At 65.7% G+C, this 22,253-nt stretch carries 22 protein-coding genes; 14 read left to right on the top strand and 8 right to left on the bottom strand.

Annotated elements, in window-relative coordinates; all coding sequences use genetic code 11:
- The first annotated feature begins 3 nt into the window (after positions 1-3).
- The 9 genes from AC5Y4N_RS08965 to AC5Y4N_RS08925 all read left to right on the top strand — a co-directional run bounded on the left by AC5Y4N_RS08965 (position 4) and on the right by AC5Y4N_RS08925 (position 8,279).
- Positions 4-2,337 carry a molybdopterin oxidoreductase family protein gene (locus AC5Y4N_RS08965; RefSeq protein ID WP_499904626.1) on the top strand — a complete coding sequence of 778 codons (2,334 nt, stop codon included), beginning with the start codon at positions 4-6 and terminating at the stop codon, positions 2,335-2,337.
- Positions 2,334-2,813: a hypothetical protein gene (locus AC5Y4N_RS08960; protein WP_499904628.1), complete on the top strand. Its 480-nt coding sequence runs from the start codon at positions 2,334-2,336 to the stop codon at positions 2,811-2,813. Before AC5Y4N_RS08965 ends, AC5Y4N_RS08960 begins: the two co-directional genes overlap by 4 nt.
- A 61-nt stretch (positions 2,814-2,874) precedes the next feature.
- Entirely contained in the window at positions 2,875-3,090 is a 216-nt protein-coding gene (locus AC5Y4N_RS08955; protein ID WP_499904632.1) for a DUF3072 domain-containing protein, read from the top strand.
- The gene (locus AC5Y4N_RS08950) at positions 3,087-3,338 is read left to right on the top strand and encodes a hypothetical protein (RefSeq protein ID WP_499904635.1); all 252 of its coding nucleotides are present in this window, start codon (positions 3,087-3,089) and stop codon (positions 3,336-3,338) included. The genes AC5Y4N_RS08955 and AC5Y4N_RS08950 overlap by 4 nt, the downstream gene beginning before the upstream one ends.
- 47 nt (positions 3,339-3,385) lie before the next feature.
- Positions 3,386-3,832 (top strand): type II toxin-antitoxin system Rv0910 family toxin, encoded by a 447-nt coding sequence (locus tag AC5Y4N_RS08945; RefSeq protein ID WP_499904638.1) that lies wholly within the window; start codon positions 3,386-3,388, stop codon positions 3,830-3,832.
- A 16-nt stretch (positions 3,833-3,848) separates the two neighbouring features.
- Positions 3,849-4,649 carry a lysophospholipid acyltransferase family protein gene (locus tag AC5Y4N_RS08940; RefSeq protein ID WP_499904640.1) on the top strand — a complete coding sequence of 267 codons (801 nt, stop codon included), beginning with the start codon at positions 3,849-3,851 and terminating at the stop codon, positions 4,647-4,649.
- 4 nt (positions 4,650-4,653) lie between these two features.
- Complete coding sequence (locus AC5Y4N_RS08935; protein ID WP_499904642.1) at positions 4,654-5,088, top strand: SRPBCC family protein; 435 nt, start codon at positions 4,654-4,656, stop codon at positions 5,086-5,088.
- Between the two features lie 69 nt (positions 5,089-5,157).
- Complete coding sequence (gene treS, locus AC5Y4N_RS08930; protein WP_499904644.1) at positions 5,158-6,930, top strand: maltose alpha-D-glucosyltransferase; 1,773 nt, start codon at positions 5,158-5,160, stop codon at positions 6,928-6,930.
- A 20-nt stretch (positions 6,931-6,950) separates the two neighbouring features.
- Positions 6,951-8,279, top strand: a complete 1,329-nt coding sequence (locus AC5Y4N_RS08925) for a maltokinase N-terminal cap-like domain-containing protein (protein ID WP_499906260.1) — start codon at positions 6,951-6,953, stop codon at positions 8,277-8,279.
- Positions 8,280-8,373: 94 nt separating this feature from the next.
- On the opposite strand, the gene AC5Y4N_RS08920 is transcribed toward AC5Y4N_RS08925, so the two are convergent.
- Positions 8,374-9,450 carry an acyl-CoA dehydrogenase family protein gene (locus tag AC5Y4N_RS08920; protein ID WP_499904646.1) on the bottom strand — a complete coding sequence of 359 codons (1,077 nt, stop codon included), beginning with the start codon at positions 9,448-9,450 and terminating at the stop codon, positions 8,374-8,376.
- A gap of 8 nt (positions 9,451-9,458) precedes the next feature.
- Entirely contained in the window at positions 9,459-10,595 is a 1,137-nt protein-coding gene (locus AC5Y4N_RS08915) for an acyl-CoA dehydrogenase family protein (RefSeq protein WP_499904648.1), read from the bottom strand.
- 71 nt (positions 10,596-10,666) lie between these two features.
- On the opposite strand from AC5Y4N_RS08915, the gene AC5Y4N_RS08910 reads away from it, so the two are divergent.
- Complete coding sequence (locus AC5Y4N_RS08910) at positions 10,667-11,638, top strand: NADPH:quinone oxidoreductase family protein (protein WP_499904650.1); 972 nt, start codon at positions 10,667-10,669, stop codon at positions 11,636-11,638.
- On the opposite strand, the gene AC5Y4N_RS08905 is transcribed toward AC5Y4N_RS08910, so the two are convergent.
- Entirely contained in the window at positions 11,635-13,116 is a 1,482-nt protein-coding gene (locus AC5Y4N_RS08905; protein WP_499904652.1) for a flavin-containing monooxygenase, read from the bottom strand. The two genes, AC5Y4N_RS08910 and AC5Y4N_RS08905, sit on opposite strands and share 4 nt — an antisense overlap.
- Positions 13,117-13,240: 124 nt before the next feature.
- Between AC5Y4N_RS08905 and AC5Y4N_RS08900 the strand changes: the two genes are divergently transcribed.
- Positions 13,241-14,461, top strand: coding sequence for an Rv1453 family transcriptional regulator (locus tag AC5Y4N_RS08900; RefSeq protein ID WP_499904654.1), 1,221 nt, complete (start codon positions 13,241-13,243; stop codon positions 14,459-14,461).
- A gap of 51 nt (positions 14,462-14,512) precedes the next feature.
- Here AC5Y4N_RS08900 and AC5Y4N_RS08895 read toward each other — a convergent pair whose 3' ends face one another.
- Entirely contained in the window at positions 14,513-15,493 is a 981-nt protein-coding gene (locus AC5Y4N_RS08895) for an esterase family protein (protein ID WP_499904656.1), read from the bottom strand.
- A 382-nt stretch (positions 15,494-15,875) separates the two neighbouring features.
- Complete coding sequence (locus AC5Y4N_RS08890) at positions 15,876-16,055, bottom strand: hypothetical protein (RefSeq protein WP_499904658.1); 180 nt, start codon at positions 16,053-16,055, stop codon at positions 15,876-15,878.
- A gap of 56 nt (positions 16,056-16,111) precedes the next feature.
- Here AC5Y4N_RS08890 and AC5Y4N_RS08885 point away from each other — a divergent pair, with 56 nt between their 5' ends.
- Positions 16,112-17,500, top strand: coding sequence for an amidase (locus AC5Y4N_RS08885; RefSeq protein WP_499906262.1), 1,389 nt, complete (start codon positions 16,112-16,114; stop codon positions 17,498-17,500).
- A gap of 1,141 nt (positions 17,501-18,641) precedes the next feature.
- On the top strand, positions 18,642-19,013 hold the full coding sequence (locus tag AC5Y4N_RS08880) for a hypothetical protein (protein WP_499904660.1): 372 nt from the start codon (positions 18,642-18,644) through the stop codon (positions 19,011-19,013).
- A gap of 1 nt (position 19,014) precedes the next feature.
- On the opposite strand, the gene AC5Y4N_RS08875 is transcribed toward AC5Y4N_RS08880, so the two are convergent.
- Genes AC5Y4N_RS08875 through AC5Y4N_RS08865 form a run of 3 tightly spaced genes read right to left on the bottom strand, consistent with a single transcriptional unit; the run spans position 19,015 to position 21,704 of the window.
- Positions 19,015-19,563, bottom strand: a complete 549-nt coding sequence (locus tag AC5Y4N_RS08875) for a nicotinamidase (RefSeq protein WP_499904662.1) — start codon at positions 19,561-19,563, stop codon at positions 19,015-19,017.
- Positions 19,560-20,333 carry a DUF427 domain-containing protein gene (locus AC5Y4N_RS08870; protein ID WP_499904664.1) on the bottom strand — a complete coding sequence of 258 codons (774 nt, stop codon included), beginning with the start codon at positions 20,331-20,333 and terminating at the stop codon, positions 19,560-19,562. The genes AC5Y4N_RS08875 and AC5Y4N_RS08870 overlap by 4 nt, the downstream gene beginning before the upstream one ends.
- A 9-nt stretch (positions 20,334-20,342) precedes the next feature.
- Complete coding sequence (locus AC5Y4N_RS08865) at positions 20,343-21,704, bottom strand: NAD(P)/FAD-dependent oxidoreductase (protein ID WP_499904666.1); 1,362 nt, start codon at positions 21,702-21,704, stop codon at positions 20,343-20,345.
- Positions 21,705-22,001: 297 nt separating this feature from the next.
- Here AC5Y4N_RS08865 and AC5Y4N_RS08860 point away from each other — a divergent pair, with 297 nt between their 5' ends.
- Positions 22,002-22,244 (top strand): hypothetical protein, encoded by a 243-nt coding sequence (locus tag AC5Y4N_RS08860; RefSeq protein WP_499904669.1) that lies wholly within the window; start codon positions 22,002-22,004, stop codon positions 22,242-22,244.
- Positions 22,245-22,253: the final 9 nt, after the last annotated feature.

The following is a 22,253-nucleotide window of genomic DNA, read 5'->3' as shown; positions in this document are numbered from 1 at the left end:
GCGGTGGCGACAGCGGAGCGCATCGCGAACCCGTGGGGCGGCAGGACACCGTATGGACCGGGGCAGCGGTGGCCGGAACGCGTCGACACCTACCTTGCCGAGGGGATGACGCCGGACACGGTCGAGCGCTGGGTGCAGTCGGCGGCGGTGCTGCATTCCAACGGCGACGGCATCGACATCGCGGTGCGCGACGGACGCATCGTCGGTGTGCGCGGCCGCGCCATCGACCGCGTCAACCACGGCCGGGTGGATCCCAAAGACTTGTTCGGTTGGCAGGCCAACGCGTCGCCGGATCGGCTCACCACGCCGCTGATCCGGCGCGGCGGTCGGCTCGTGGAGACTGACTGGGACACCGCGATGAGCGAGATCGTCAGGCGCAGTAAGTCGTTGCTGCAAGAGCGTGGTCCGAGCTCGGTTGCGTTCTACACCTCCGGGCAGCTGTTCGCCGAGGAGTACTACACCCAGGGAGTCATTGCGCACGGCGCGCTCGGCACCAACCACGTCGACGGCAACACCCGACTGTGCACGGCGACAGCCGCCGAGGCGCTCAAGGAGTCGTTCGGCTGCGACGGCCAGCCCGGCTCCTACACCGACGTGGACCACGCCGATGTGATTGCGCTGTACGGGCACAACGTCGCCGAGACGCAGACCGTGCTGTGGATGCGGATGCTGGACCGGCTGGCCGGCCCGTCGCCGCCGGCGATCATCTGCGTCGACCCGCGGCCCACTCCTGTCGCACAGCACGCCACCGTGCACCTGGCACCGCTGCCGGGCACCAACGTCGCGTTGATGAACGGGCTGCTGCACGAGATCGTCGCCAACGGCTGGATCGACCGCGACTACATCGACGCACACACCGTCGGTTTCGAGGAACTGCGCAAGCGGGTCGAGGAGTTCCCGCCGCAGAAGGCCGCATCGATCTGCGGGGTGGACGCCGAGAAGATCCGAGAGGCCGCCCGGCTGATCGGCACCGCCCAGCGGCTGATGTCGACTGTGCTGCAGGGCTTTTACCAGTCGCATCAGGCGACCGCGGCATCGGTGCAAGTGAACAACATCCACCTGGTTCGCGGCATGCTCGGCAAACCGGGTTGCGGAGTGCTGCAGATGAACGGACAACCCACCGCAGAGAACACCCGCGAATGCGGCGCCGACGGAGATCTCGCCGGATTCCGCAACTGGGCCAACGACGCTCACATCGAAGAGCTCGCCCGGCTCTGGAACATCGACCCGATCCAGATTCCGCATTACGCGCCGCCGACACACGCGATGCAGATCTTCCGCTACGCCGAGGAAGGCAGCGTGCGGATGCTGTGGATCACGGCAACCAACCCGGCGGTGTCGCTGCCGCAACTCAGCCGCATCCGCGACATCCTTGCGCAGGAACGGCTGTTCGTGGTGGTTCAGGACATCTTCCTGACCGAGACCGCCGAGTTGGCCGACGTGGTGCTGCCGGCGGCGGCGTGGGGCGAGAAGACCGGCACATTCACGAATGCCGATCGCACCGTTCACCTTTCGGAGAAGGCCGTCGACCCGCCGGGTGACGCGCGACCGGACCTCGACATCTTCCTGGACTATGCGCGCCGGATGGACTTTCGCGACAAGGACGGCGCTCCGCTACTGCCGTGGCACGATCCGGAGTCGGCGTTCGAGGCGTGGAAGAAGTGCACCGAAGGCCGGCCCTGTGATTACACGGGCCTGTCCTACGACAAGCTACGCGGCCGCAGCGGCATCCAATGGCCCTGCAACGCAGAGCATCCCGATGGCACCGAACGCCTCTACGCCGACGGCGCGTTCTGGGCAAAGCCCGACTACTGCGAGGCCTACGGCAAGGACCTCATCACAGGTGCGCCGCTGGAGCCGACCGAATACCGGGCGATGAACCCGTTCGGCAAGGCGATCATCAAGGCCGCGGAGTACATGCCGCCGCATGAGCGGCCGAGCAGCGAGTACCCGTACGCGCTGATCACCGGCCGGACCGTCTACCATTTCCATACCCGCACCAAAACCGCACGAGCACAACAACTTCAGCAAGCCGCACCCGATGTGTGGGTGGAAATGTCGCGCACTGACGGGGAACGCACCGGCATCGCCGACGGCGACGTCGTCGAGGTGAAGACCGCGCGCGGCAGCGTCGTCGCGCCCGTGCGCCTGACCGAGATCCGGCCCGGCGTGGTGTTCCTGCCGTTCCACTACGGCTATTGGGACGTCGACGAGTCCGGTGACGAGGACGTCCACCACCGCGCCGCCAACGAGATGACCCTCACCGACTGGGACCCGGTGTCCAAGCAGCCGATCTTCAAGACTGCGGCGGCTGGTGTGCGAAAGGCCCAATCATGAAGATCGGCTTGGCAATTCACGAGCTGCACCGCTCAGAACGTAAACTTGCGCAGACACTGCACGGCATTGCCGCGCGTCACCACGCCGACAGCGACATCGTCCACCTGGCGCTGGACCTGGCGGGGTGGTCGCAGCAGCACATCCAAGAACTCGCCGAGCACGGCAAGCGCCACGGGGTGCGTCTGTCGGCGCATCCGCGCACCACGTCGCTCACCTCGGCGCTGCAGACCAGGATCAGCGAGGCGCTGCGCCGACGGCCGGAACCGGCGCTGATGCTGCTGGCGGACCTGCGCCGCGCACACCGGTCAGCGGCCGGGGTGTCGCTGGACTGGGAACTGCTGGGCCAAGCCGCGCAGGCCACCAAGGACAAAGACCTACTGGCGCTCACCGCGCAATGCCACCCGCAGACCCTTCGGCAGATGCGCTGGGCCAACGCCATGCTCAAAGAACTCTCACCACAAGTACTGACCAGCTGACGCATACCAAACAGAACTGGCGGGCATCCCTACCCCGGACACTGACAGAAGGGTGTGGGTAATGAGCGAGAATGCCGACAGGGCGCCCGCGGAGAATCCGGAGAAGGACCCGGCGGACTGGGTGACCGGCGACGAACCGATGACCGGAGCCCAGCGCAGCTACCTCAACACGCTGGCGCAGGAAGCCGGAGAGCAAGTGCCCGACGACCTCACCAAGGCGCAGGCGTCGGACCTCATCGACCAGCTGCAGCAGCGAACAGGACGGGGCAAGTCATGACGATTTCGGTCGACGACGTGCGCAAGCTGCTCGACGCCGAGCAGCCCGACACGGCGCTGGTGCTCATCGAGGGCCGCACCGAAGTGCTGGGTCGGGAGCAGCGCGACTCCGAGCAATACCGGGGCGCGCTGGAGGTCATCACACGCGACGAGCTGCTCAGACGCACCGGTGGCCGGGACCTGTCGGAGCGGGAACTCGCCGAGCAGGCGGAAAACCTGGACGTGGCGGTCCGTGAGCTCGGCGGTTAAGAGCGGCGATTCGCTGGGTACGGGGACAGCAGCGAAGGGAGCTTGCGATGGCGAAAGTTGACGTGTCGGTGGCCGCCGACATGACCCCCGAACAGGCGTGGGAGTTGGCGTCGGACCTCAACCGCTTCGACGAGTGGCTGACCATCTTCGGCGGCTGGCGAAGCGAGGTGCCGGACACCATCGAAGAAGGCACCGAGGTGTCGTCGTGCATCAAAGTCAAGGGCTTTCGTAACACCATCCACTGGAAGGTCACCCAGTTCAACCCGCCGTCGTGTATCGAGATGAAAGGCCACGGTTTCGGCGGGGTGCGGATCGCGCTGACGTTGACCATCGCCGAGCACCGCCGCGGCTCGGAATTCCACCTCTGCGCTGACCTGTGCGGCGGCGTGCTGTCCGGTCCGGTGGGCTCGCTGGTGGCGCGCGTACTGAAGAGCGACGTGCGCAAGTCGGTGGAGAACCTGTCGCGGTTGCAGGCGTCGACGGCCAATCGCTGAACCACGGCACGCTGTCGTGGACGTTCCCGAGGAGTTACGGGGCCGCGACCCCGAGTTCATCCGCAACGTGCTGCCCACGCTCTGGCTTGCGGCGACGGTGTGGTTCCGCGCCGAAGTGGACGGCTTCGAGAATGTGCCCGACGAGCCGGTGTTGTTCGTCGGCAACCACAGCGGCGGCGGTGCCACCCCCGACACCTTCGTCTTCCTGCTCGCCTACAACACCTACTTCACGGTCGAAGGACGGCCGCTGTACGCGCTCGCACACGACACCGTCACCAAGGCGCCCGGGATCGGCCCGCTGACACGCAAGCTCGGCGTCGTCCCGGCCGACAACTCGTGTGCGGAGAAGATCTTCTCCAGTGGCGGGTGCGCGCTGGTCTACCCGGGCGGTGACGTCGAGGCGCTGCGGCCGTGGCGTGATCGGCACAAGATCGTGTTCTCCGGCCGTAAGGGCTTTTTGCGGCTGGCCCACCAGAACGGCGTCAAGATCGTGCCGGTGGTCGCCACCGGCGGACACGACACGCTGTTCGTGCTCAACGACGGCCGGCGCACCGCGAAGGCTCTGCGGCTCGACAAGCTGCTGCGGGTCAAAAGCCTGCCGCTGACATTCAGCATGCCGTGGGGGTTGTCACCGCTGCCGCTGCCGCACTTTCCGTTTCCCGCGAAAATCCGGATGCAGGTGCTCGAACCGATCGACATGCAGGACCGGTTCGGCCAGCACCCCGACTGGGACCTCGCCTACGACTACGTCACCAGCGTGATGCAAGTCGGATTGTCAAAGCTGGCAAGCAAAACCGTCGTTCCCATGATCAGGTGAGGCGATGGCGCAAACGGTCTCCGTCACCAAGACGGTGAAATGCCCGGCCGACGAAGCCGCCGCGTTCCTCACCGACATGCACAAGCTGGTTCCGGCAGTGTCGACGTTCAAGCGCTGCATGTTCGTCGGCGACAGCGACGAAGGCCAACTATGGGACGTGTTCATGCGAAGCGGCACAATCTATCTCGGCGGCCGAGTGCTGGTGACGCAAGCGGGGAACCGGCAGCTGAGGTGGCGATCACTGTCGGGAACGCGGCATTCGCTTGACGCACATGTCGACGACGACGAGCTCGGATGCCGTATCACCCTGTCTTTGACGTTCGCGCTGACCGGATGGGGCACTGCGTGGTTCGGCGAGCTCGTCGGGCGCGGCATCGTCTCGCGGACGTTACAAGCCGCCGCCGAGGAGATCCGGCACCACCTGGAATTCGAGCAGTAGGCGGCGCAATGGCTTTCGCCGGCCGGGGTTGGGTTTGCGCGTGTCCGGGTAGGTGAGATTCTGATGCAGATGACACACGACGTCGGCGATCCGGATCATGGCACTCATCGCTCGCAGGGCAGCCACGTCGAAGACGGACTCGTAGAGCATCCCACCGCCGAGGACTTCGGGCACGCGCGGATCCTGCCGCCGGACCGGACTTGGTACAAGCGCGCGGTGTTCTACGAGGTGCTGGTGCGAGCGTTCTACGACGCGACCGCCGACGGCTCCGGCGACCTGCGCGGCCTGACCGAGAAACTCGACTACCTGCAGTGGCTGGGCGTTGACTGCCTGTGGTTGCCGCCGTTCTACGACTCGCCGCTGCGCGACGGCGGCTACGACATCCGTGACTTCTACAAGGTGCTGCCCGACTTCGGCACTGTCGAGGATTTCGTCGCACTGTTGGACGCAGCACACCGGCGTGGCATCCGGGTGATCACCGACTTGGTGATGAACCACACCTCCGATTCCCACCCGTGGTTCCAGGAATCCCGCCGCGACCCGGACGGGCCGTACGGCGACTTCTACGTGTGGAGCGACACCAGCGACAAGTACTCCGAGGCGCGGATCATCTTCGTCGACACCGAGGAGTCCAACTGGACATTCGACCCGGTCCGTCGGCAGTTCTACTGGCACCGGTTCTTCTCGCACCAACCCGACCTGAACTACGACAACCCCGCGGTGCAAGAGGCGATGATCGACGTACTGCGGTTCTGGCTGGACCTCGGAATCGACGGCTTCCGACTCGACGCCGTGCCGTACCTGTTCGAGCGGGAGGGCACCAACTGCGAGAACCTGCCGGAGACGCACGCGTTCTTGAAGCGCTGCCGCAAGGTGCTCGACGACGAATACCCCGGCCGGGTGCTGCTGGCCGAGGCCAACCAGTGGCCGGCCGACGTCGTCGAGTACTTCGGCGACCCGGCCACCGGCGGCGACGAATGCCACATGGCATTTCACTTTCCGCTGATGCCGCGCATCTTCATGGCCGTGCGGCGCGAGTCGCGGATCCCGATCTCGGAGATCCTTTCCCAGACGCCGCCGATTCCCGAAATGGCGCAGTGGGGCATCTTCCTGCGCAACCACGACGAGTTGACGCTCGAGATGGTCACCGACGAAGAGCGCGACTACATGTACGCCGAATACGCCAAAGACCCACGGATGAAGGCCAACGTCGGCATCCGTCGTCGGCTGGCTCCGCTGCTGGAGAACGACCGCAACCAGATCGAACTGTTCACCGCGTTGCTGTTGTCTCTGCCAGGGTCGCCGGTCATCTACTACGGCGACGAGATCGGGATGGGCGACATCATCTGGCTCGGTGACCGCGACGGCGTGCGCACTCCGATGCAGTGGACGCCCGACCGCAACGCGGGCTTCTCGAAGGCCAACCCGGGCCGGCTCTACTTGCCACCGAACCAGGACCCGATCTACGGCTATCAGTCGGTGAACGTCGAGGCGCAGCTGGACAGCTCCACCTCGCTGCTGAACTGGACCCGCACGATGCTGGCGGTGCGGCGCCGCCACCCCGCGTTCGCCACCGGCACGTTCAAGGAGTTGGGCGGGTCGAACCCGTCGGTGCTGGCGTACCTGCGCGAAGACGGAGACGACCTGGTGTTGTGTGTCAACAACCTGTCGCGCTTTCCGCAGCCGATCGAGCTGTATCTGCAGCACTGGAACGGCTACACGCCGGTCGAGCTGACCGGGCACGTCGAATTCCCGCGGATCGGGCACCTGCCGTACTTGCTGACACTGCCGGGCCACGGTTTCTACTGGTTCCAGCTGCGCATGTTCGAGGAGAATCGGTGATGAGCTTGCGCGAGGAACACATGAACCTGCCTTTTGCCGAATGGCTTCCCCGGCAGCGCTGGTACGCGGGGCGCAGTCGGGAGCTGGCAGCGGCGCAACCTGCCCGGGTGGTGCCGCTGCGCGAGGACCTCGAGTTGGTTCTCGTCGACGTGTCCTACACCGACGGCTCATCCGAGCGTTACCAGGTGATTGTGCTGTGGGACTGCCCGCCGCCCGACGAGTACAGCCACGTCGCGACCATCGGCACGTCGTCCGGACCGGAGGGGGAGCACACCGGGTACGACGCGCTGTACGACCCCGCCGCTGCACACTTCTTGGTGTCGCTGATCGACGCCGACGCCACCCGCGGTGACGTCCGGTTCGCGAAGGAGCCCGGCGCGAGGCTGCCAGTCGACGCTGCCCCTCGGGTGTTCGAGTCCGAACAGAGCAACACCAGCGTGATCTTCGAGCAGGAAGCCATCCTCAAGGTGTTCCGCCGCATCGCGCCCGGGATCAACCCCGACATCGAGCTGAACCGGGTGCTCGCGCGGGCGGGCAATCCGCACGTCGCCGCGTTGCTCGGCTCGATCGAAATGCGGCTGGACGGGCAAGACTGGCCGTTGGGCATGGTCACCGAATTCGCGGCGAACTCCGCCGAAGGCTGGGACATGGCGACGGCCAGCACGCGTGATCTGTTCGCGGAGGGCGACCTTTACGCGTACGAGGTCGGCGGTGACTTCGCCGGGGAGTCGTACCGGCTGGGTGAGGCGGTGGCGTCGGTGCACGCGACGCTGGCCGCCGAGCTGGGCACCTCGACGGCCGATTTCCCGGTCGACGTGATGCTGGGGCGGTTGACGTCAGCGGCGGCTTCGGTGCCGGAGTTGCAGCAGTTCGCGCCGGCCATCGAGGAGCGGTTCCACAAGCTCGTCGGCGAGACGACGACGGTGCAGCGCATCCACGGCGATCTGCACCTCGGCCAGGTGCTGCGGACACCGGAGACCTGGCTGCTGATCGACTTCGAAGGGGAGCCGGGGCAGCCGCTGGACGAGCGGCGCAAGCCGGACTCGCCGTTGCGCGACGTGGCAGGCATGCTGCGGTCCTACGAGTACGCCGCCTATCAGCGGCTGGTGGACCACGACGGCGACACGGCCAAGCAGTTGGCCGCCCGGGCGCGGGAGTGGGTGGAACGCAACCAGGCCGCGTTCTGCGACGGATACGCCGCGGTGGCCGGCGCCGATCCCCGCGACTCGGCGACCGTGCTGTCGGCGTACGAGTTGGACAAAGCCGTGTACGAGGCCGCCTACGAGGCGCGGCACCGCCCGACGTGGCTGTCGATTCCGCTGCGGTCGATCGCGCGGCTGGTCAACTGAACGCTCGCTGGTCTGTGCAACTCCCGCGCCGAGCGTGAGCTGGTTGCGAAAAATCGGCCGAAATATCGCCACCAGCTCACGCTCGGCGCGACGGTCACAACGTCACGATGTCGTAGTCGCCGACGTGCTCGACGAGCCTGCGCAGGTGGTCCGTGGACGAGCCCAGCGTCTGCTCGATCGCGGTCAGCCGGGCGGTGTAGTGGCCGACCGGATACTCCGCAGTCACGCCGATGCCGCCGTGCAGCTGGATCGCCTCCTGCCCGATGTGTCGGCCCGCCCGGCCGATCTGCAGCTTGGCGCGCGACGCAACCACCGGATCCAGCCGGCCGTCCGCGATCGACATCGCGGCGTACAGGCTCATGCTGCGGGCCATCTCCAGGGACACGTACATGTCGGCCGCCCGCTGAGTGAGCGTCTGGAACTTGTTCAGCGTCACGCCGAATTGCTTTCGGGTGGTGAGGTATTCGGTGGTCAACCGCAGCGCCTCCTCCATCGCGCCGACGGCTTCGGCGCACAACGCCGACTGCGCCCGGATCAGGGCGGTCGCAATGTGCTCCGACGCGTCGACCGCATCACCCAGCGGCTCCGCCGGCGTTTCTTCGAAGTCGATCTGCGCTGCGCGGCGGCTGTCGAAGGTGCGGTATGGGCGCCTGGTCGTGGCAGCCGCGTCGACGACGAACAGCCCGGTGCCGCCGTCGGGTAATGCGGCACTCACCACCAACGTGTCGGCGCTGTCACCGGCAAGCACGGGGTTCTTGCGGCCGCTCAGCGTCCATGAATCTCCTTGTCGCGCAGCCGAAGTGGTGCCCTCGTGAGCGAAAGCCAGCAGCCGCTGGCCGCCGGCGACCTCGTCGAGCAGCCCGCGCTGTGCGTCGGTGCCCAGTTCGGCGATCAGCCCGCCCGGTGCCAGCGCACCGAAGACGACCGGTTCCGGCGCCAGATGGCGGCCGACTTCCGTCATCACCACTAGGATCTCGATCTGCCCGCCGGCGTCCTCGTCGAACCCGAGACCCAGAATCCCGATCTCCGCCAACTGATTCCACACCTCGCGACTCCAGCCGAGCTCGGTGTCGGCGACCTTGTTGCGGCTCTCCTGGTCGTAGCTGCGCGACAACAGGCTGCGGGTGGTGTCGCGCAGCAGGATCTGCTCTTCTGAGAATTGAAAGTCCATGGCCTACCTCACAATCCGAGAATCGTCGACGCGATGATGTTGCGCTGGATTTCGTTGCTGCCGCCGTAGATCGAGGTCTTCCGATAGTTGAGATAGGTCGGAGCAGCGCGTCCGGTCCAGTCGTCACCACCGCCCAGCGCGTCGAAGCCGGCGACCTCGACCAGCAGTTCGGTGGCCGCTTGCTGCAGCTGGCTTCCCCTGAGTTTCAGCACCGACGAGGCCGGGTTCGGTTTGCCGTCCGCCGATCCCGCCACCACCCGCATCTGCGTCAATTCCAGTGACAGCAGGTCGTTTTCGACCTCAGCCAAGCGCGCGGCGAACAACGGATCGGCGAGCATTCCCTTCTGCGCGGCGTGCTGCTTGACCGACGCCAGCTTCACCTTGGTTCGGCCGACGCCCGCGATGCCGGTGCGCTCGTTGCCCAGCAGGAACTTGGCGTAGGTCCAGCCCTGGTTCTCCTCGCCGACCAGCTGATCGGCAGGCACTCGGACGTCTTCGAAGAACACCTCGTTGACTTCGACGCTGCCGTCGATCAGCTTGATCGGCCGCATCGTGATGCCAGGAGTGTCGAGGTCGATCAGCAAGAACGAGATGCCGGCCTGCTTCTTCGGCGCACCGGGGTCGGTGCGAACCAGACAGAAGATCCAGTCGGCGTACTGCCCCAGCGTGGTCCACGTCTTCTGCCCGTTGACCACGTAGCTGTCGCCGTCACGCACCGCGGTGGTGCGCAGCGACGCCAAGTCCGAGCCGGCCTCCGGTTCGGAGAAGCCCTGACACCACCAGATGTCGAGGTTGGCCGTCGGGGGAAGGAAGCGCTCCTTGATCTGCTGCGAACCGAACTCCGCGATCACCGGGCCCACCATCTTGGTGTTGAAGTTCAGCGGCTCCGGCACACTGGCCAGCTGCATCTCGTCGAGCCAGATCTGGTGCTGGGTGGGAGTCCAGTCCTTGCCGCCCCACTCCAGCGGCCAGTTCGGCACCGCCAAGCCGTTGGCGTTCAGGGTTTTCTGTGTGTTGACGATGTCGTCGCGCTCGAACACCCCTTCACGTACCCGCTGGCGTACCTCCGCCGGGATCTCGGTGGTGTAGAACTCGCGAAGCTCGTCGCGGAACTTCGCCTCGTCGTCTGTCAGCGCAAGCTGCATGGGATGCCTCCATTTCTTGCCGTTGGTGTGAACAGTAGGCTTTGTCGCCGCGGACCCAAATCGGAGGTGGCATGCGCGCAGCACAGGTGACCCGGCTCGACGGTCCAGACGCAATCGAGATCTCCGAGATCCCGGAGCCCAGCGGCGACGGTGTGGTGGTCGACGTACACGCCGCGGGTGTCGCGTTTCCCGATGCGCTGCTGTCTCGCGGCCTGTACCAGTACAAGCTGCAGCCACCGTTCGTTCCCGGCGGCGAGATCGCCGGCGTGGTGCGCAGCGTCCCGGACGGCAGCCACGTACGACCCGGGGACCGGGTCGCCGGGCTGACGATGATCAGCGGCGGCATGGCCGAAGTCGCGGTGCTGGACCCGCAGCGGACGTTCAAGCTGCCTGACAACGTCAGCTTCGAAGCCGGCGCCGGCCTTCTGTTCAACGACCTCACGGTGTACTTCGCGCTCACGGTCCGGGGCCGTCTCACCGAGGGTGAGACCGTGCTGGTGCACGGTGCCGCTGGTGGCATCGGCACCTCGACATTGAGGCTGGCGCCGGTACTGGGGGCGTCGCGCACGATCGCGGTGGTGAGCACCGACGAGAAGCGGTCTGTCGCAACGGCCGCGGGCGCCACCGACGTGGTGCTGGCCGACGGGTTCAAAGACGCCGTCAAGGAGCTCACCGACGGTCGTGGCGTCGACATCGTGATGGATCCCGTTGGCGGAGATCGCTTTACCGACTCGCTGCGTTCGCTGGCACCGGCGGGGCGGCTGCTGGTAGTGGGCTTCACCGGCGGCGAGATTCCGACGGTGAAGGTGAATCGGTTGCTGCTCAACAACATCGACGTCGTCGGTGTCGGCTGGGGCGCGTGGACGATGACGCATCCGGGCGCGCTGGCCGAGCAGTGGGCCGGACTGGAGAAGCTGCTTTCCTCCGGGCGACTGCGCGCACCGGAACCCGCGGTGTATCCGCTGGAGCAGGCTGCCGCCGCTGTGGCTTCACTGGAGAACCGGACCGCCAAGGGGAAAGTCGTTCTGCGCGTGCGCGATTAGACCGCCACCAACTCGTCGGCCGCAGTCCGGAACGTCAGATTCTCGTCGGTGACTGGGCCGTTGCGCAGCAACTCGACATCGCGGCGGTAGTCCATGACCATGCGCCACGGGCCGCGGTCGCCCTGCCGGGGCAACTGGTGCACGGCGCGCTTCACATAGCCGGCGTCGAAGTCCAGCAGTGGACCGGTCGCCATGTCCGGATCGCCTACCTCAGGGACGCAGATGTGGTAGCCGTGGTCGTCCATATAGTCGAGCAGACGGCAGAAATGCTCGCACAGCGGGCCGACTTTCAGCGTCCACGACGAGTTCGTGTAGCCGAACACGAACGCGAAGTTCGGCACGCCCGACAGCATCATGCTCTTGTAGGCCACCGTGTCGGGCAGATGCACCGGTTCGCCGTCGACGCTGAGTTGAATGCCGCCGAACGCCTGCAAGTTCAAACCTGTTGCGGTGACGATGATGTCGGCCTCCAGCTCGGTACCCGACTCGAGCAGGATGCCTCGTTCGGTGAACGTGACGATGCGGTCGGTGACCACCGAGGCGTTGCCGTCGCGGATGGCGTTGAACAGGTCTGCGTCGGGCACCGCGCACAACCGCTGATCCCATGGGTCGTAGCTGGGGTTGAAATGCTCGTCGACGGGATAGCCGTCGGGTAGCTGACGGGCATTGACGTAGCGAATGATCTGCCGGGCCGCACGCGGAAAGCGTTGGCACACACGGTAAACCGCTCGCTGCTTGAGCATGTTCTTGCGACGCGTGATCGCGTAGCCACGCCGACTGCCCAGGACCTTCTTCAACGCGTTGGCAATCGTGTCCTTCGACGGCACCGGCATGATGTAGGTGGGCGAGCGCTGCAGCATCGTGACGTGCGCCGCGTCGCCGGCCATCGCCGGCACCAACGTGACCGCTGTCGCGCCGCTGCCGATCACCACGACGCGCTTGCCGCGGTAGTCGAGGTTCTCCGGCCAGTGCTGCGGGTGCACGATCTGCCCGCTGAACCGGTCGCGGCCCTCGAAGTGCGGGGTGAAGCCTGCGTCGTAGCGGTAGTAACCGCCCGCGGAGAACAGCCAGTTCGCGGACACCGTGACCCGCTCACCGGCATGCTCGACGTCGACGTACCAGCGCGCGTCGCAACTCGACCAGGCCGCACCGAGAACCTTGTGGTCGAAGCGAATGCGTCGGCCGATGCCGTTCTCGGCGACGGTCTCGCGCAGATAGGCCAGGATCTTGTCGGCGCTCGCGATCGCGTCCTCGTCATCCCACGGCTTGAACTCGTAGCCGAAAGTGTGCAGATCCGAGTCCGACCGGATGCCGGGATAGCGGAACAGGTCCCAGGTGCCACCGATGTCGCCGCGTGCCTCGAGGATCGCGTACGACTTGCCGGGCCGCTCGGTCTGCAGGTAGTAGGCCGCGCCGATTCCGGAGATACCGGCGCCGATGATCAGGACGTCGACGTGGTCGGTGGGGACTTGTGGCATCACACTGGCTCCTTTGACGGTGCGTCCCATCGTCAGGCGTGAGGGGTCAGTCGAACAATGCCAAGTTGCACCGTTTCCGCTGGGTTACTGGTGCAATGTGCACCGACGGACCTACCATCTGCACATGGAGTGGCCGCGCCCGTCGCCACGAATCTGCGAGCTGATGCGCCAAGGCGCAGAGTTCCTGCTCAACGTGCCGCAGGAATGGCTCGACGAGTTGGACACCGCCACGCTGTCGTCGGAGTACATGCGTGTCATCGCCGGCGATCCCGTGCTCGCGGAGTCGATCCGGCGTAGCAACCGGGCGAACCTGCTGCACTGGGCCGCCGCCAACATCAGCCATCCGTGCGCACCCGTGCCTGCGAATCTCAGCCCGGAGACGCTCGATGTGGCACGTGACTTCATCCGCCGTGGCCTCGACGAGTCCGCCGTGGATGCATACCGGATCGGCCAGAACGTCGCATGGCGGTTCTGGATGCAGGTGGCGTTCGGGCTGACGTCGGACCCGGAGGAGCTGCGCGAACTGCTCGACGTGTCAGCACGCTCGATCAGCTCGTTCGTCGACGCGACGATCGCGGGCATCTATCGGCAAGTGGAGATCGAACGCGAACAACTCACCCGCGGAACGCACGCCGAACGTCGCGAGGTGGTCGCGCTGATTCTCGACGGAGCCCCGATCACCCGCCAGCGCGCGGAAAGCCGGCTCGGTTACCGCCTCGACCAAACCCACACCGCGGCCGTCATCTGGAGTGACCAGCCCACTGCCGATCTATCCGATCTGGACCGTGCCACCGACGCGGTGCTGCACGTCGGCGACGGTCGGCGGCCCCTGTCCGTGATGGCCGGCGCCGCTACCAGGTGGGTGTGGATTCCGGGTCGCGACGGCGTGGACCCGGCCCGCATCGCTGACGCGCTGGCAGACCTGCGTGGGGTGCGGGTCGCGGTCGGACCGAGCGCCACCGGCATCGAGGGGTTCCGGCGCAGCCACCTCGACGCGGTGACCACGCAGCGGATGATGGCCCGGCTGGGTTCGGCGCAGAAAGTGGTCAGCTTCACCGACGTGGAGCTCGTCGCGCTGATCACGTCGGATCCCGAACGCGCGGACCGATTCATTTCCGACACTCTCGGAGACTTCGAGCACGCCGGCCCGGAGTTGCACCGAACCGTGCTGACGTTCGTCAGCGAGCAGTGCAACGCGTCGAGGGCCGCGGCGAAGTTGTACACCCACCGAAACACGTTGCTACGCAGACTCGCCCGCGCTGAGGAAATGCTGCCACGGCCGTTGGAGAACACCAGCGTGCATGTCGCGGTCGCGTTAGAAGCGCTGCGCTGGCGAGGGGGATGAAACACTTCGGCCCCGGCGGTTGGGGTGCCGGGGCCGAAGTGGTTTCGATGGTCAGGCGGTGGGAGTTGCTCCCAACACCTGCTGGATGTCCGGCTTCATGGCCTGCAACTGGGCGCCCCAATAAGGCCAGGAGTGGGTGCCGTTCTCCGGGAAGTTGAACACGCCGTTGCGACCACCCGCCGCGAGGTAGTTGTCGCGGAAAGTGACGTTGGTCCGCAGCGTGAACCCTTCCAGGAACTTCGCCGGCAGGTCAGAGCCGCCCAGCTCGCTCGGCGTGCCGTTGCCGCAATACACCCAGATGCGAGTGTTGTTGGCCACCAAGCGCGGAATCTGCAGCATCGGGTCGTTGCGCTGCCAGGCCGGATCGCTGGACGGGCCCCACATCGCGGTCGCGTTGAAGCCGCCGGAGTCGTTCATGGCCATGCCGATCAGCATCGGCCACCAACCCTCAGACGGGTTGAGGAAGCCCGAGAGCGACGACGCGTAGATGAACTTGTCCGGGTAGTACGCCGACAAGATCAGCGCGGAGCCACCCGACATCGACAGGCCCACAACGGCATTGCCCGTGGGCGAGACGTTCTTGTTGGCGGCCAGGTAGGCGGGCAGCTCCTGGGTGAGGAACGTCTCCCACTTGTACGTCCAGGTGCCGCCGTTGCCCGTCGCAGGCTGATACCAGTCGGTGTAAAAGCTCGACATGCCGCCGACGGGCATCACCACCGACAACCCCGAACCGTTGTACCACTCGAACGTGGGCAGCTCGAGGTCCCAGCCGTTGTAGTCGTCGCGGGCCCGCAGACCGTCGAGCAGATACACCGCGTGCGGACCGCCGTACTGGAACTGCACCTTGATCTGGCGTCCCATCGACGGCGACGGCACCTGCAGGTACTCCACCGGCAGACCGGGCCGCGAGAACGCGTTTGCCGCCGGCATGCTGCCGACAATGCCGACGAGCCCCGGCAGCAACGCCGCGGCCACCGCAGCGACCGTCAGCCGGCGCCCCCACGCACCACGCAATCGTTCAAAGAACTTCATGTTCGGTATCCATCCCATCTTTCGTATGCCGCACCACATGCGATCGACGTCGTCGCTTCTGGGGTAGTGAACCATCGTTTGTCCGCAGTCCCGCCGATCTACACCCGATCTTGATGTCGCGGTTGGCTAACGATTTCACGTCGGGAAGGACTCAGGGGCGCCACCGCTGGCACCGGCTACATTCCGAAATACGTTGCAAGACAATGAATTTGAGTGCCACAGCTAGCGGGTAGATCGTGTTCTCGCGACCTGTGCACCCACATCAAGTCGAGCGCGAGTGGCTGGCGCAGCTGCTCACCACTCTTCACGGGAGGGCGAATGTGCCCATGTCGTAATGCAATTGGGATGGCGCCGGCGTGTCAGCGCGACAGCTCAGAGTCAGCTAGCCGTCGTCGCTGCGGGCCTCTGCGCCGCTCTCACCGACGTCGATGGCGTCGTCGGAACCCGAACGGCCGACGTACGTGCCGTCTTCGTCGTCTTCTTTGCCGGCGCGTGAGCTCGCGACGTTGGGATCCGACCCGACGTCGCCTTCGCTCTTGTCGTCGTCCTTCGGCGTGCTCATGAGCCGTCAGGTACCCGCGTGGCGACCGTCGGAAACCGGGCGGTGACAATGGCGGCATCGTGACCACCGACATCGCGTTCGCCGGCGCCGCCGAGCTGGCCCGCATGCTTGCCGCCGGCACTGTCAGCGCGCCGGCACTCGTCGAGGCCTATCTGGACCGGATCGCTCGGCTGGACCCGCTGTTGCGCAGCTACCGCGTGGTGCTCGCGGAATCGGCGCGTGACGAAGCCGCGGCTGCGCAGCGGCGCATCGACGCCGGAGAAAGGCTGCCGCTGCTGGGTGTTCCGATCGCGATCAAAGACGACGTCGACGTCGCAGGAGAGGTCACCGCGATGGGCACGGGGGCGCACGGGCCGGCCAAGACCCGGGATGCCGAAGTGGTAAGCAGGTTGCGCAAGGCCGGCGCGGTGATTCTCGGTAAGACGCACGTGCCCGAGCTGTGCATCTGGCCGTTTACCGAGTCGCTGACGTACGGCGCCACTCGAAACCCATGGGATCTCGGCCGCACTCCCGGCGGGAGCAGCGGCGGATCGGCGGCGGCGGTGGCCGCGGGGCTCGCAGGGATGGCGCTGGGGTCCGACGGCGCCGGATCGATACGGATTCCGTCCACCTGGTGCGGCGTGTTCGGGATCAAGCCGCAGCGGGACCGGGTGCCGCTGGCTCCGCATGACAACGCTTGGTACGGGCTCAGTGTCAACGGTCCGATCGCCCGCAGCGTCGCCGACGCAGCGCTTTTCCTCGACGTCACTACCTCGATACAAGCGCCACCGGGCGGGTTCGTCGGTGCCGCGGCGCGCCCACCGGATCGGCTACGAATTGCATTGAGCTGCAAAGTTCCTCCGCCTCTGATTGCACCCGTCGGCCGGGCGCAGCGTCGCGCGATTCACGACGCCGGCGTGCTGTTGCGCGAACTCGGCCACGACGTCGTCGCCCGCGATCCGGACTATCCACCGACCGCCACGCTGACCAACCTGCTGCCCCGGTACCTGCGCGGCGTGCACGACGACATCGCGACGATGCCCTACCCGCAGCGACTGGAAGCGCGCACTCGGCGGATAGGACGGCTGGGCGGTCTGTTCTCGAACCGCCGGATGGCCGCCGTCCTCGCGGCCGAGGACCGCGTCCGCGCGCGAGTGCTGTCGATCTTCGACGACGTCGACGTCGTCGTCACCCCCGGCGCGACGACCGGGCCACCGCGGATCGGTGCCTACCAGCGCCGAGGCGCTGTCACGACGCTGCTGCTCGTCGGCCAGCGGGTGCCGTTTCAGGAGATGTTCAACGTCACCGGCCAGCCGGCCGCGGTGGTGCCGTTCGGCTTTGACGCCGACGGGCTTCCGCTGTCGATCCAGCTGGTCGGCCGGCCGCACGACGAGGCCACTCTGCTGTCGTTGAGTGCGCAGATCGAATCGGTGCGGCCGTGGGCGCGCCGGCCGACGGTCAGCTGACACGATGTCGAACTATGCGCACGACCTTCAAGCCGCGGGTAAAGCACAGGACTTCCTCATAACGGGGTCAAGCACCCCGCAGACTATCAAGGGAAACGTGCGTTGATATCGCAAAGAAACGTGGTCAGCGCGATCACAGTGTTAGCAGCGCTTCTGCTAATTACAGGGTGCGCGGACATCGGTTCGGAATCTGTGGACAACATCCCAGCCCACGAAGCCGCGCAGAAGATTGACGCCGCCGCCAAGTCGGTGCCACTGCCAGACTCGTTCGTCCCCATTCAGGCGTTCGAGGCACATCCAAACCTCGGCTCAGAGCGGAGCATAGGAGCCGCCTTCGAAGCCCCGAAGCAAGACGTGGATGCGTATTTGCGCCAGATGCACGCTCAAAGAGACGCGACTTTGCTCCGACCCGTGGCCGGATGTGCCCCGCCCCAACTGAACAGAGCATGGTGGCGGAACCACCTCGTGCCTTCCTTGACATGTGGTATCGATCAGGTGTGTTTGGCCAATGTGCCACTGTCGAGCAATGGACCATCTGGAATACAGAATGGAAAACCGGCGGAGCGACAACCGGAAATGTTTACCGGGAACTGAACCCTGACGCGAGCGGGAGCCGCGTTATTAACTTTGTCATAACACTTGTAGGTCCGAATGAACATTGAGTCGAAGGCCACCGCTGTCAATAGCGAATAGCGAATAGCGAATAGCGATCGTTCGTACCAACGTTTTTCCGGTCAAGCTGCTGACGGTAACGGCACTATTGTTCGCTGCGGGCTGTTCGAGCGACGACAAAACGGTGACGCGGGACATCCCGTTGACCGATGCGAAACAACGGGTCAACACCGAGCTCAGAACCGCGCTTCCATCTGAGTTCATACCGATCAGCGCTATCGAGGGTGCCTGTCGACATGCCTCTGTCGTATTCAGTCCTCTTCGCGTTATACGACCGAGGTGTCTTCGACCGCTGCGCCACGATGCGCGCTCTATCTCCAAGAGAATGCTCCGGCGCAAGAACGCGACCCGGCTATGAAAGTCCTCGTGTCGGTGTCGACGTCTTGGGGCGGCCCAGATGTCGGCGTCCGTGGTCAGGCTGGATCGGCGACTGTGTTTAGTGGACGGAGGCGGCGGATAATCGAGCGCTATGCCAACAGACAGGGCTGATGATCCCGACGCAGGTGGGCCGGGCGACACCCTGAGCCCCGCGGAGTCGCTGGACTCCGACGACGTACGCAACGACGACGGTGACGAGGTGGTGGAGCCGCCTGACACCTGGATCGAGCCGCGTGACGACGATTCGCTCGACGAGCGGCTGGCCGCCGAAGAGCCCGAGCCCGCCGCCGACGGCCCCGCGCCCGACCCGGACACCTTGGAGGACGGCGTTTCTTCGCCGGAGTTCGGACTGAAGGAAGCTGACGTGGTGGACGGGGTGATCGTCGAGGATTCCCGCGTCACGCGCGGCCAGGTGGACGGCACGCCGGAAGACGGCGACTCTTTCTTCCCCGTCGCCGACTGAATCAGGCGACTGCGACGCCGCGTGAGCGGAGATCGTCGAGCGCGGTGTGCGACGTATCCGGCGCGACGCCTGCCGTCAGGTCGCTCAGCACCGTCGTCCTGAACCCGTGGCGGACAGCGTCGCGGGCGGTCGCATGGACGCAGTAGTCGGTCGCGATGCCGACCACCACGACCTCGTCGACGCCCCGCTGCTTGAGCCAGTCGGCGAGAAGTGTGCCGTTCTCGTCAGTGCCTTCGAAGCCGCTGTACGCCGCTGAGTACCGGCCCTTGATGAACACCGCCTCGATCGGCTCGGTGGATAGGTCGGGGTGAAACTCAGCACCGGGCGTGCCGGCGACGCAGTGCCGCGGCCACGAGTGCAGATAGTCCGGGTTCTCGGAGAAGTGGCTGCCCGGGTCGACGTGAAAGTCCTTGGTGGCCACCACATGGTCGTAGTGGGTGGTTGCAAGGTGGTGGTTGATTGCCCGCGCGACGCGGCTGCCGCCGGTGACTTCGAGGGTGCCGCCTTCACAGAAATCGTTCTGGACATCGGTGATGATCAGCGCCTTCATGACCCCACGGTAGCGCCGTCGACCGTGACGTCGAGTTGCTCGTCGAAGAAGCAGACGAGGCCTTCGATAGGGGCGGCTTCTCGTAGCGGGCTGCGGTAGGTCCAGGCGATGTCGCGCGGTCCGCCGGGCAACGAGAAGTACGACGCGCGGCCCTTGTACGCACAGTAGGTGACAGTGTCGCTGGGTTCTAGGCGCACGGCGACGTCGTCGGGAGGAAGGTAGTACCGCACGCGCAGAAGCGTTTCGAACAACAGCACGGGCTTCGTCGACTCCGCGAGAACCTGCCCGCCGAGCTCGATGCGGACATGGCGGCTGCTGCGCAGAATGTCGATCCGGTGAAACGGATCGTGTGGATGAGCGACGATCGGCTCGTCCTCTTCACGCCAGTCGAACGCGGCGAAATCCAGCATGACATGACGTGCTAGGTCTGGGTCGGTCGGACGAAAAGCGGCTGACGGCAGCGTGATACCGGCGACCGCGACATCGTAGGACTGGCCGGGGCTGCTGTGGTGGGCGAAAGGATTGCTGGGGTCCAGGATGGGCGCATCGACGGACCCCGGCCGGTTCGTGGTCGGCTGTAGCTGCGCTGAGACCGCTTGCAGCGGAACAGCATACGTGGGAACGACGCGCCGGGGCTCCCAGACCAGCAGACCGTCGCAGGTGTCGACGACGACGTGGTGGTTCACCGCGGCGCGTAGCCGTTTCGCGGTGGGTTGGTAGCGCAGAGTGTCGAGTCGGGAGCCGAGGAGATCGGTGATTTTTACCGCCATGTGGTCGGCTTAATGCTGCTTCGGCTTCGCGTCAAGACTGTGGTGTCCCTGATGTACCGGTGATTCCCATGTGTATGGCTCCTCGGGGTGGCCCGAACCGCCGAGGATGAATGTCCGGTCGCTGCGGTTGGCCCGCGCAATGCTCGCCATCCACGTCGCGACGGTGCTGAAGCGGTTGCGTACCCCGGTGAGGAATGCGATGTGGATGAAACCCCAGGCCAGCCAACCGAGGACGCCCGTGATCTTGAGGGGTCCCGCCTGCAGAAGCGCATGGCCACGGCTGATGTACGCCGCTGATCCGAGGTCGCGGTAGCGGTAATCCTTGCGTCCGCCTCTGCCGAGTTCGCGCCGGATGCAGGCGGCCACGTGCCATCCGCCCTGCATGGCGTTCTCCGCCACGCCGGGCAGGCCGTCACGCCCGGCCAGGTCACCGACGACGAAAACCTGGGGATGTCCGGGCACGGACAGGTCCGAGTTCACCGAGATGCGCCCGGATCGGTCGGTCTTGGCGCCCAACACCTCCGCTGCGTGCCGCGCAAAGGGGACGGCCTCCACGCCGGCCGTCCACAGCACCGTGCGGGTGGCGTAATTCTGTTGCAGGCCACCATCTTTCCGGCTCACGGTCACCCCGTCGCGTCGGACGTCGGTCACGTGCACGCCGAGGTGCAGTTCGACGCCCAATGCCTCCAATGTCCGTGACGCGCGCTCACCGAGCGCCGGTGCGAAGCTCTTGAGGACCCGGTCTCCGCCGTCGAACAACAGCACCCGCGCGTCCTCCGGGTTGATGCTGTGGAATTCATTGGCTAGCGAACGGGTCGCCAATTCCCGGATCTGCCCGGCCAGTTCGACACCCGTAGGCCCTGCTCCGGTGACGGCGAACGTAAGCCATTGGTCTCGCTGTGGACCAGGCGGCAGGCTCTCGGCGATCTCGAACGCTGCGAACACTCGACGGCGAATGCTCAATGCGTCGTCAAGCGTCTTCATTCCGGGTGCCCATGCGGCGAACTCTTCGTTGCCGAAATAGGACTGGCGCATGCCGGCCGCGATCACCAAGTAGTCGTACTCGAGGTCGAAAGTCGATTCATCGGGACGACGGGCGGTGACTCGGCGTGCATCAGCATCGAGTCTGATGGCTTCGCCGAGCAGCGTCGTGACGTTGCGGTGGCGGGCCAGTTCTTCGCGGAGCGACCGGCTGATTTGGCCGATGCTCAGCGTTCCTGTTGCACATTGGTACAGCAGCGGCTGAAAGACGTGGCAGGCGGTGCGGTCGAGAAGTGTGACGTCTACATCGACGCGTCCGAGTCGGCGGGCGCAGAACAGACCGCCGAACCCTCCGCCGATGATGAGTACGTTGGGGCGCCCGTTGCTCATGAAAGTCCGACTCCGTTCTGCATGTCATCCTGCGTTCCAGTCCATCTTCGCTGTTGCTTCGGCCGACTGGTCAACGAAGGATTGGTAGTGATAAAACGCTTGGTTGAAGGGGTTTCTCGTGCAGTCCACTCAGACACGCGAATTAGCCTCGGCGACAGTAGCTTTCGTGGGTCATACCGCAGTCATGCTCATGATCGAGCGACGGCTGCGACCCACTGGCGGCCCAGGGATCATTCCGTTCGAACTGGCCGGGACCGCACCGCGAGCCGAACGCATGGATTCCTGACCGCGCTGCTGGTGGACCGGGCGCGCCGCCGGATCCAGCATCCGCCGATTGTGGTCGCGGTGGTGGTACCTGCTGTCTTGGCCGATGCGTTGGAGGGAGTGTCGTTGCTGAAGGTTCTGGATCGTGAGGCGATTGCGGTCAATACGCGTCGGGCGCGCCGCGCGGCACTGGTCAAGTTCGCCTCGCTCGGTACCGCACTGCTTTACGTCGTCGGCGCAATACTAGGCTGCCCATTCCGGCACCCGAGCAACTGATTCGGTTCA

It is taken from the genome of Mycobacterium sp. NGS19 (assembly GCF_059813155.1).
Note: the sequence above shows the minus strand (reverse complement) of the source record. Positions and strands in the feature narration are given on the sequence as shown.

Bases quoted from the DNA above. Each gene is read 5' to 3' on its own strand.
- treS (WP_499904644.1), top strand. From the start codon at position 5,158: ATGACACACGACGTCGGCGATCCGGATCATGGCACTCATCGCTCGCAG.
- AC5Y4N_RS08895 (WP_499904656.1), bottom strand. From the start codon at position 15,493: ATGAAGTTCTTTGAACGATTGCGTGGTGCGTGGGGGCGCCGGCTGACG.
- AC5Y4N_RS08925 (WP_499906260.1), top strand. From the start codon at position 6,951: ATGAACCTGCCTTTTGCCGAATGGCTTCCCCGGCAGCGCTGGTACGCG.
- AC5Y4N_RS08865 (WP_499904666.1), bottom strand. From the start codon at position 21,704: ATGAGCAACGGGCGCCCCAACGTACTCATCATCGGCGGAGGGTTCGGC.
- AC5Y4N_RS08910 (WP_499904650.1), top strand. From the start codon at position 10,667: ATGCGCGCAGCACAGGTGACCCGGCTCGACGGTCCAGACGCAATCGAG.
- AC5Y4N_RS08915 (WP_499904648.1), bottom strand. From the start codon at position 10,595: ATGCAGCTTGCGCTGACAGACGACGAGGCGAAGTTCCGCGACGAGCTT.
- AC5Y4N_RS08870 (WP_499904664.1), bottom strand. From the start codon at position 20,333: ATGGCGGTAAAAATCACCGATCTCCTCGGCTCCCGACTCGACACTCTG.
- AC5Y4N_RS08960 (WP_499904628.1), top strand. From the start codon at position 2,334: ATGAAGATCGGCTTGGCAATTCACGAGCTGCACCGCTCAGAACGTAAA.
- AC5Y4N_RS08920 (WP_499904646.1), bottom strand. From the start codon at position 9,450: ATGGACTTTCAATTCTCAGAAGAGCAGATCCTGCTGCGCGACACCACC.
- AC5Y4N_RS08955 (WP_499904632.1), top strand. From the start codon at position 2,875: ATGAGCGAGAATGCCGACAGGGCGCCCGCGGAGAATCCGGAGAAGGAC.
- AC5Y4N_RS08900 (WP_499904654.1), top strand. From the start codon at position 13,241: ATGGAGTGGCCGCGCCCGTCGCCACGAATCTGCGAGCTGATGCGCCAA.
- AC5Y4N_RS08945 (WP_499904638.1), top strand. From the start codon at position 3,386: ATGGCGAAAGTTGACGTGTCGGTGGCCGCCGACATGACCCCCGAACAG.
- AC5Y4N_RS08935 (WP_499904642.1), top strand. From the start codon at position 4,654: ATGGCGCAAACGGTCTCCGTCACCAAGACGGTGAAATGCCCGGCCGAC.
- AC5Y4N_RS08905 (WP_499904652.1), bottom strand. From the start codon at position 13,116: ATGCCACAAGTCCCCACCGACCACGTCGACGTCCTGATCATCGGCGCC.
- AC5Y4N_RS08875 (WP_499904662.1), bottom strand. From the start codon at position 19,563: ATGAAGGCGCTGATCATCACCGATGTCCAGAACGATTTCTGTGAAGGC.
- AC5Y4N_RS08880 (WP_499904660.1), top strand. From the start codon at position 18,642: ATGCCAACAGACAGGGCTGATGATCCCGACGCAGGTGGGCCGGGCGAC.
- AC5Y4N_RS08950 (WP_499904635.1), top strand. From the start codon at position 3,087: ATGACGATTTCGGTCGACGACGTGCGCAAGCTGCTCGACGCCGAGCAG.
- AC5Y4N_RS08890 (WP_499904658.1), bottom strand. From the start codon at position 16,055: ATGAGCACGCCGAAGGACGACGACAAGAGCGAAGGCGACGTCGGGTCG.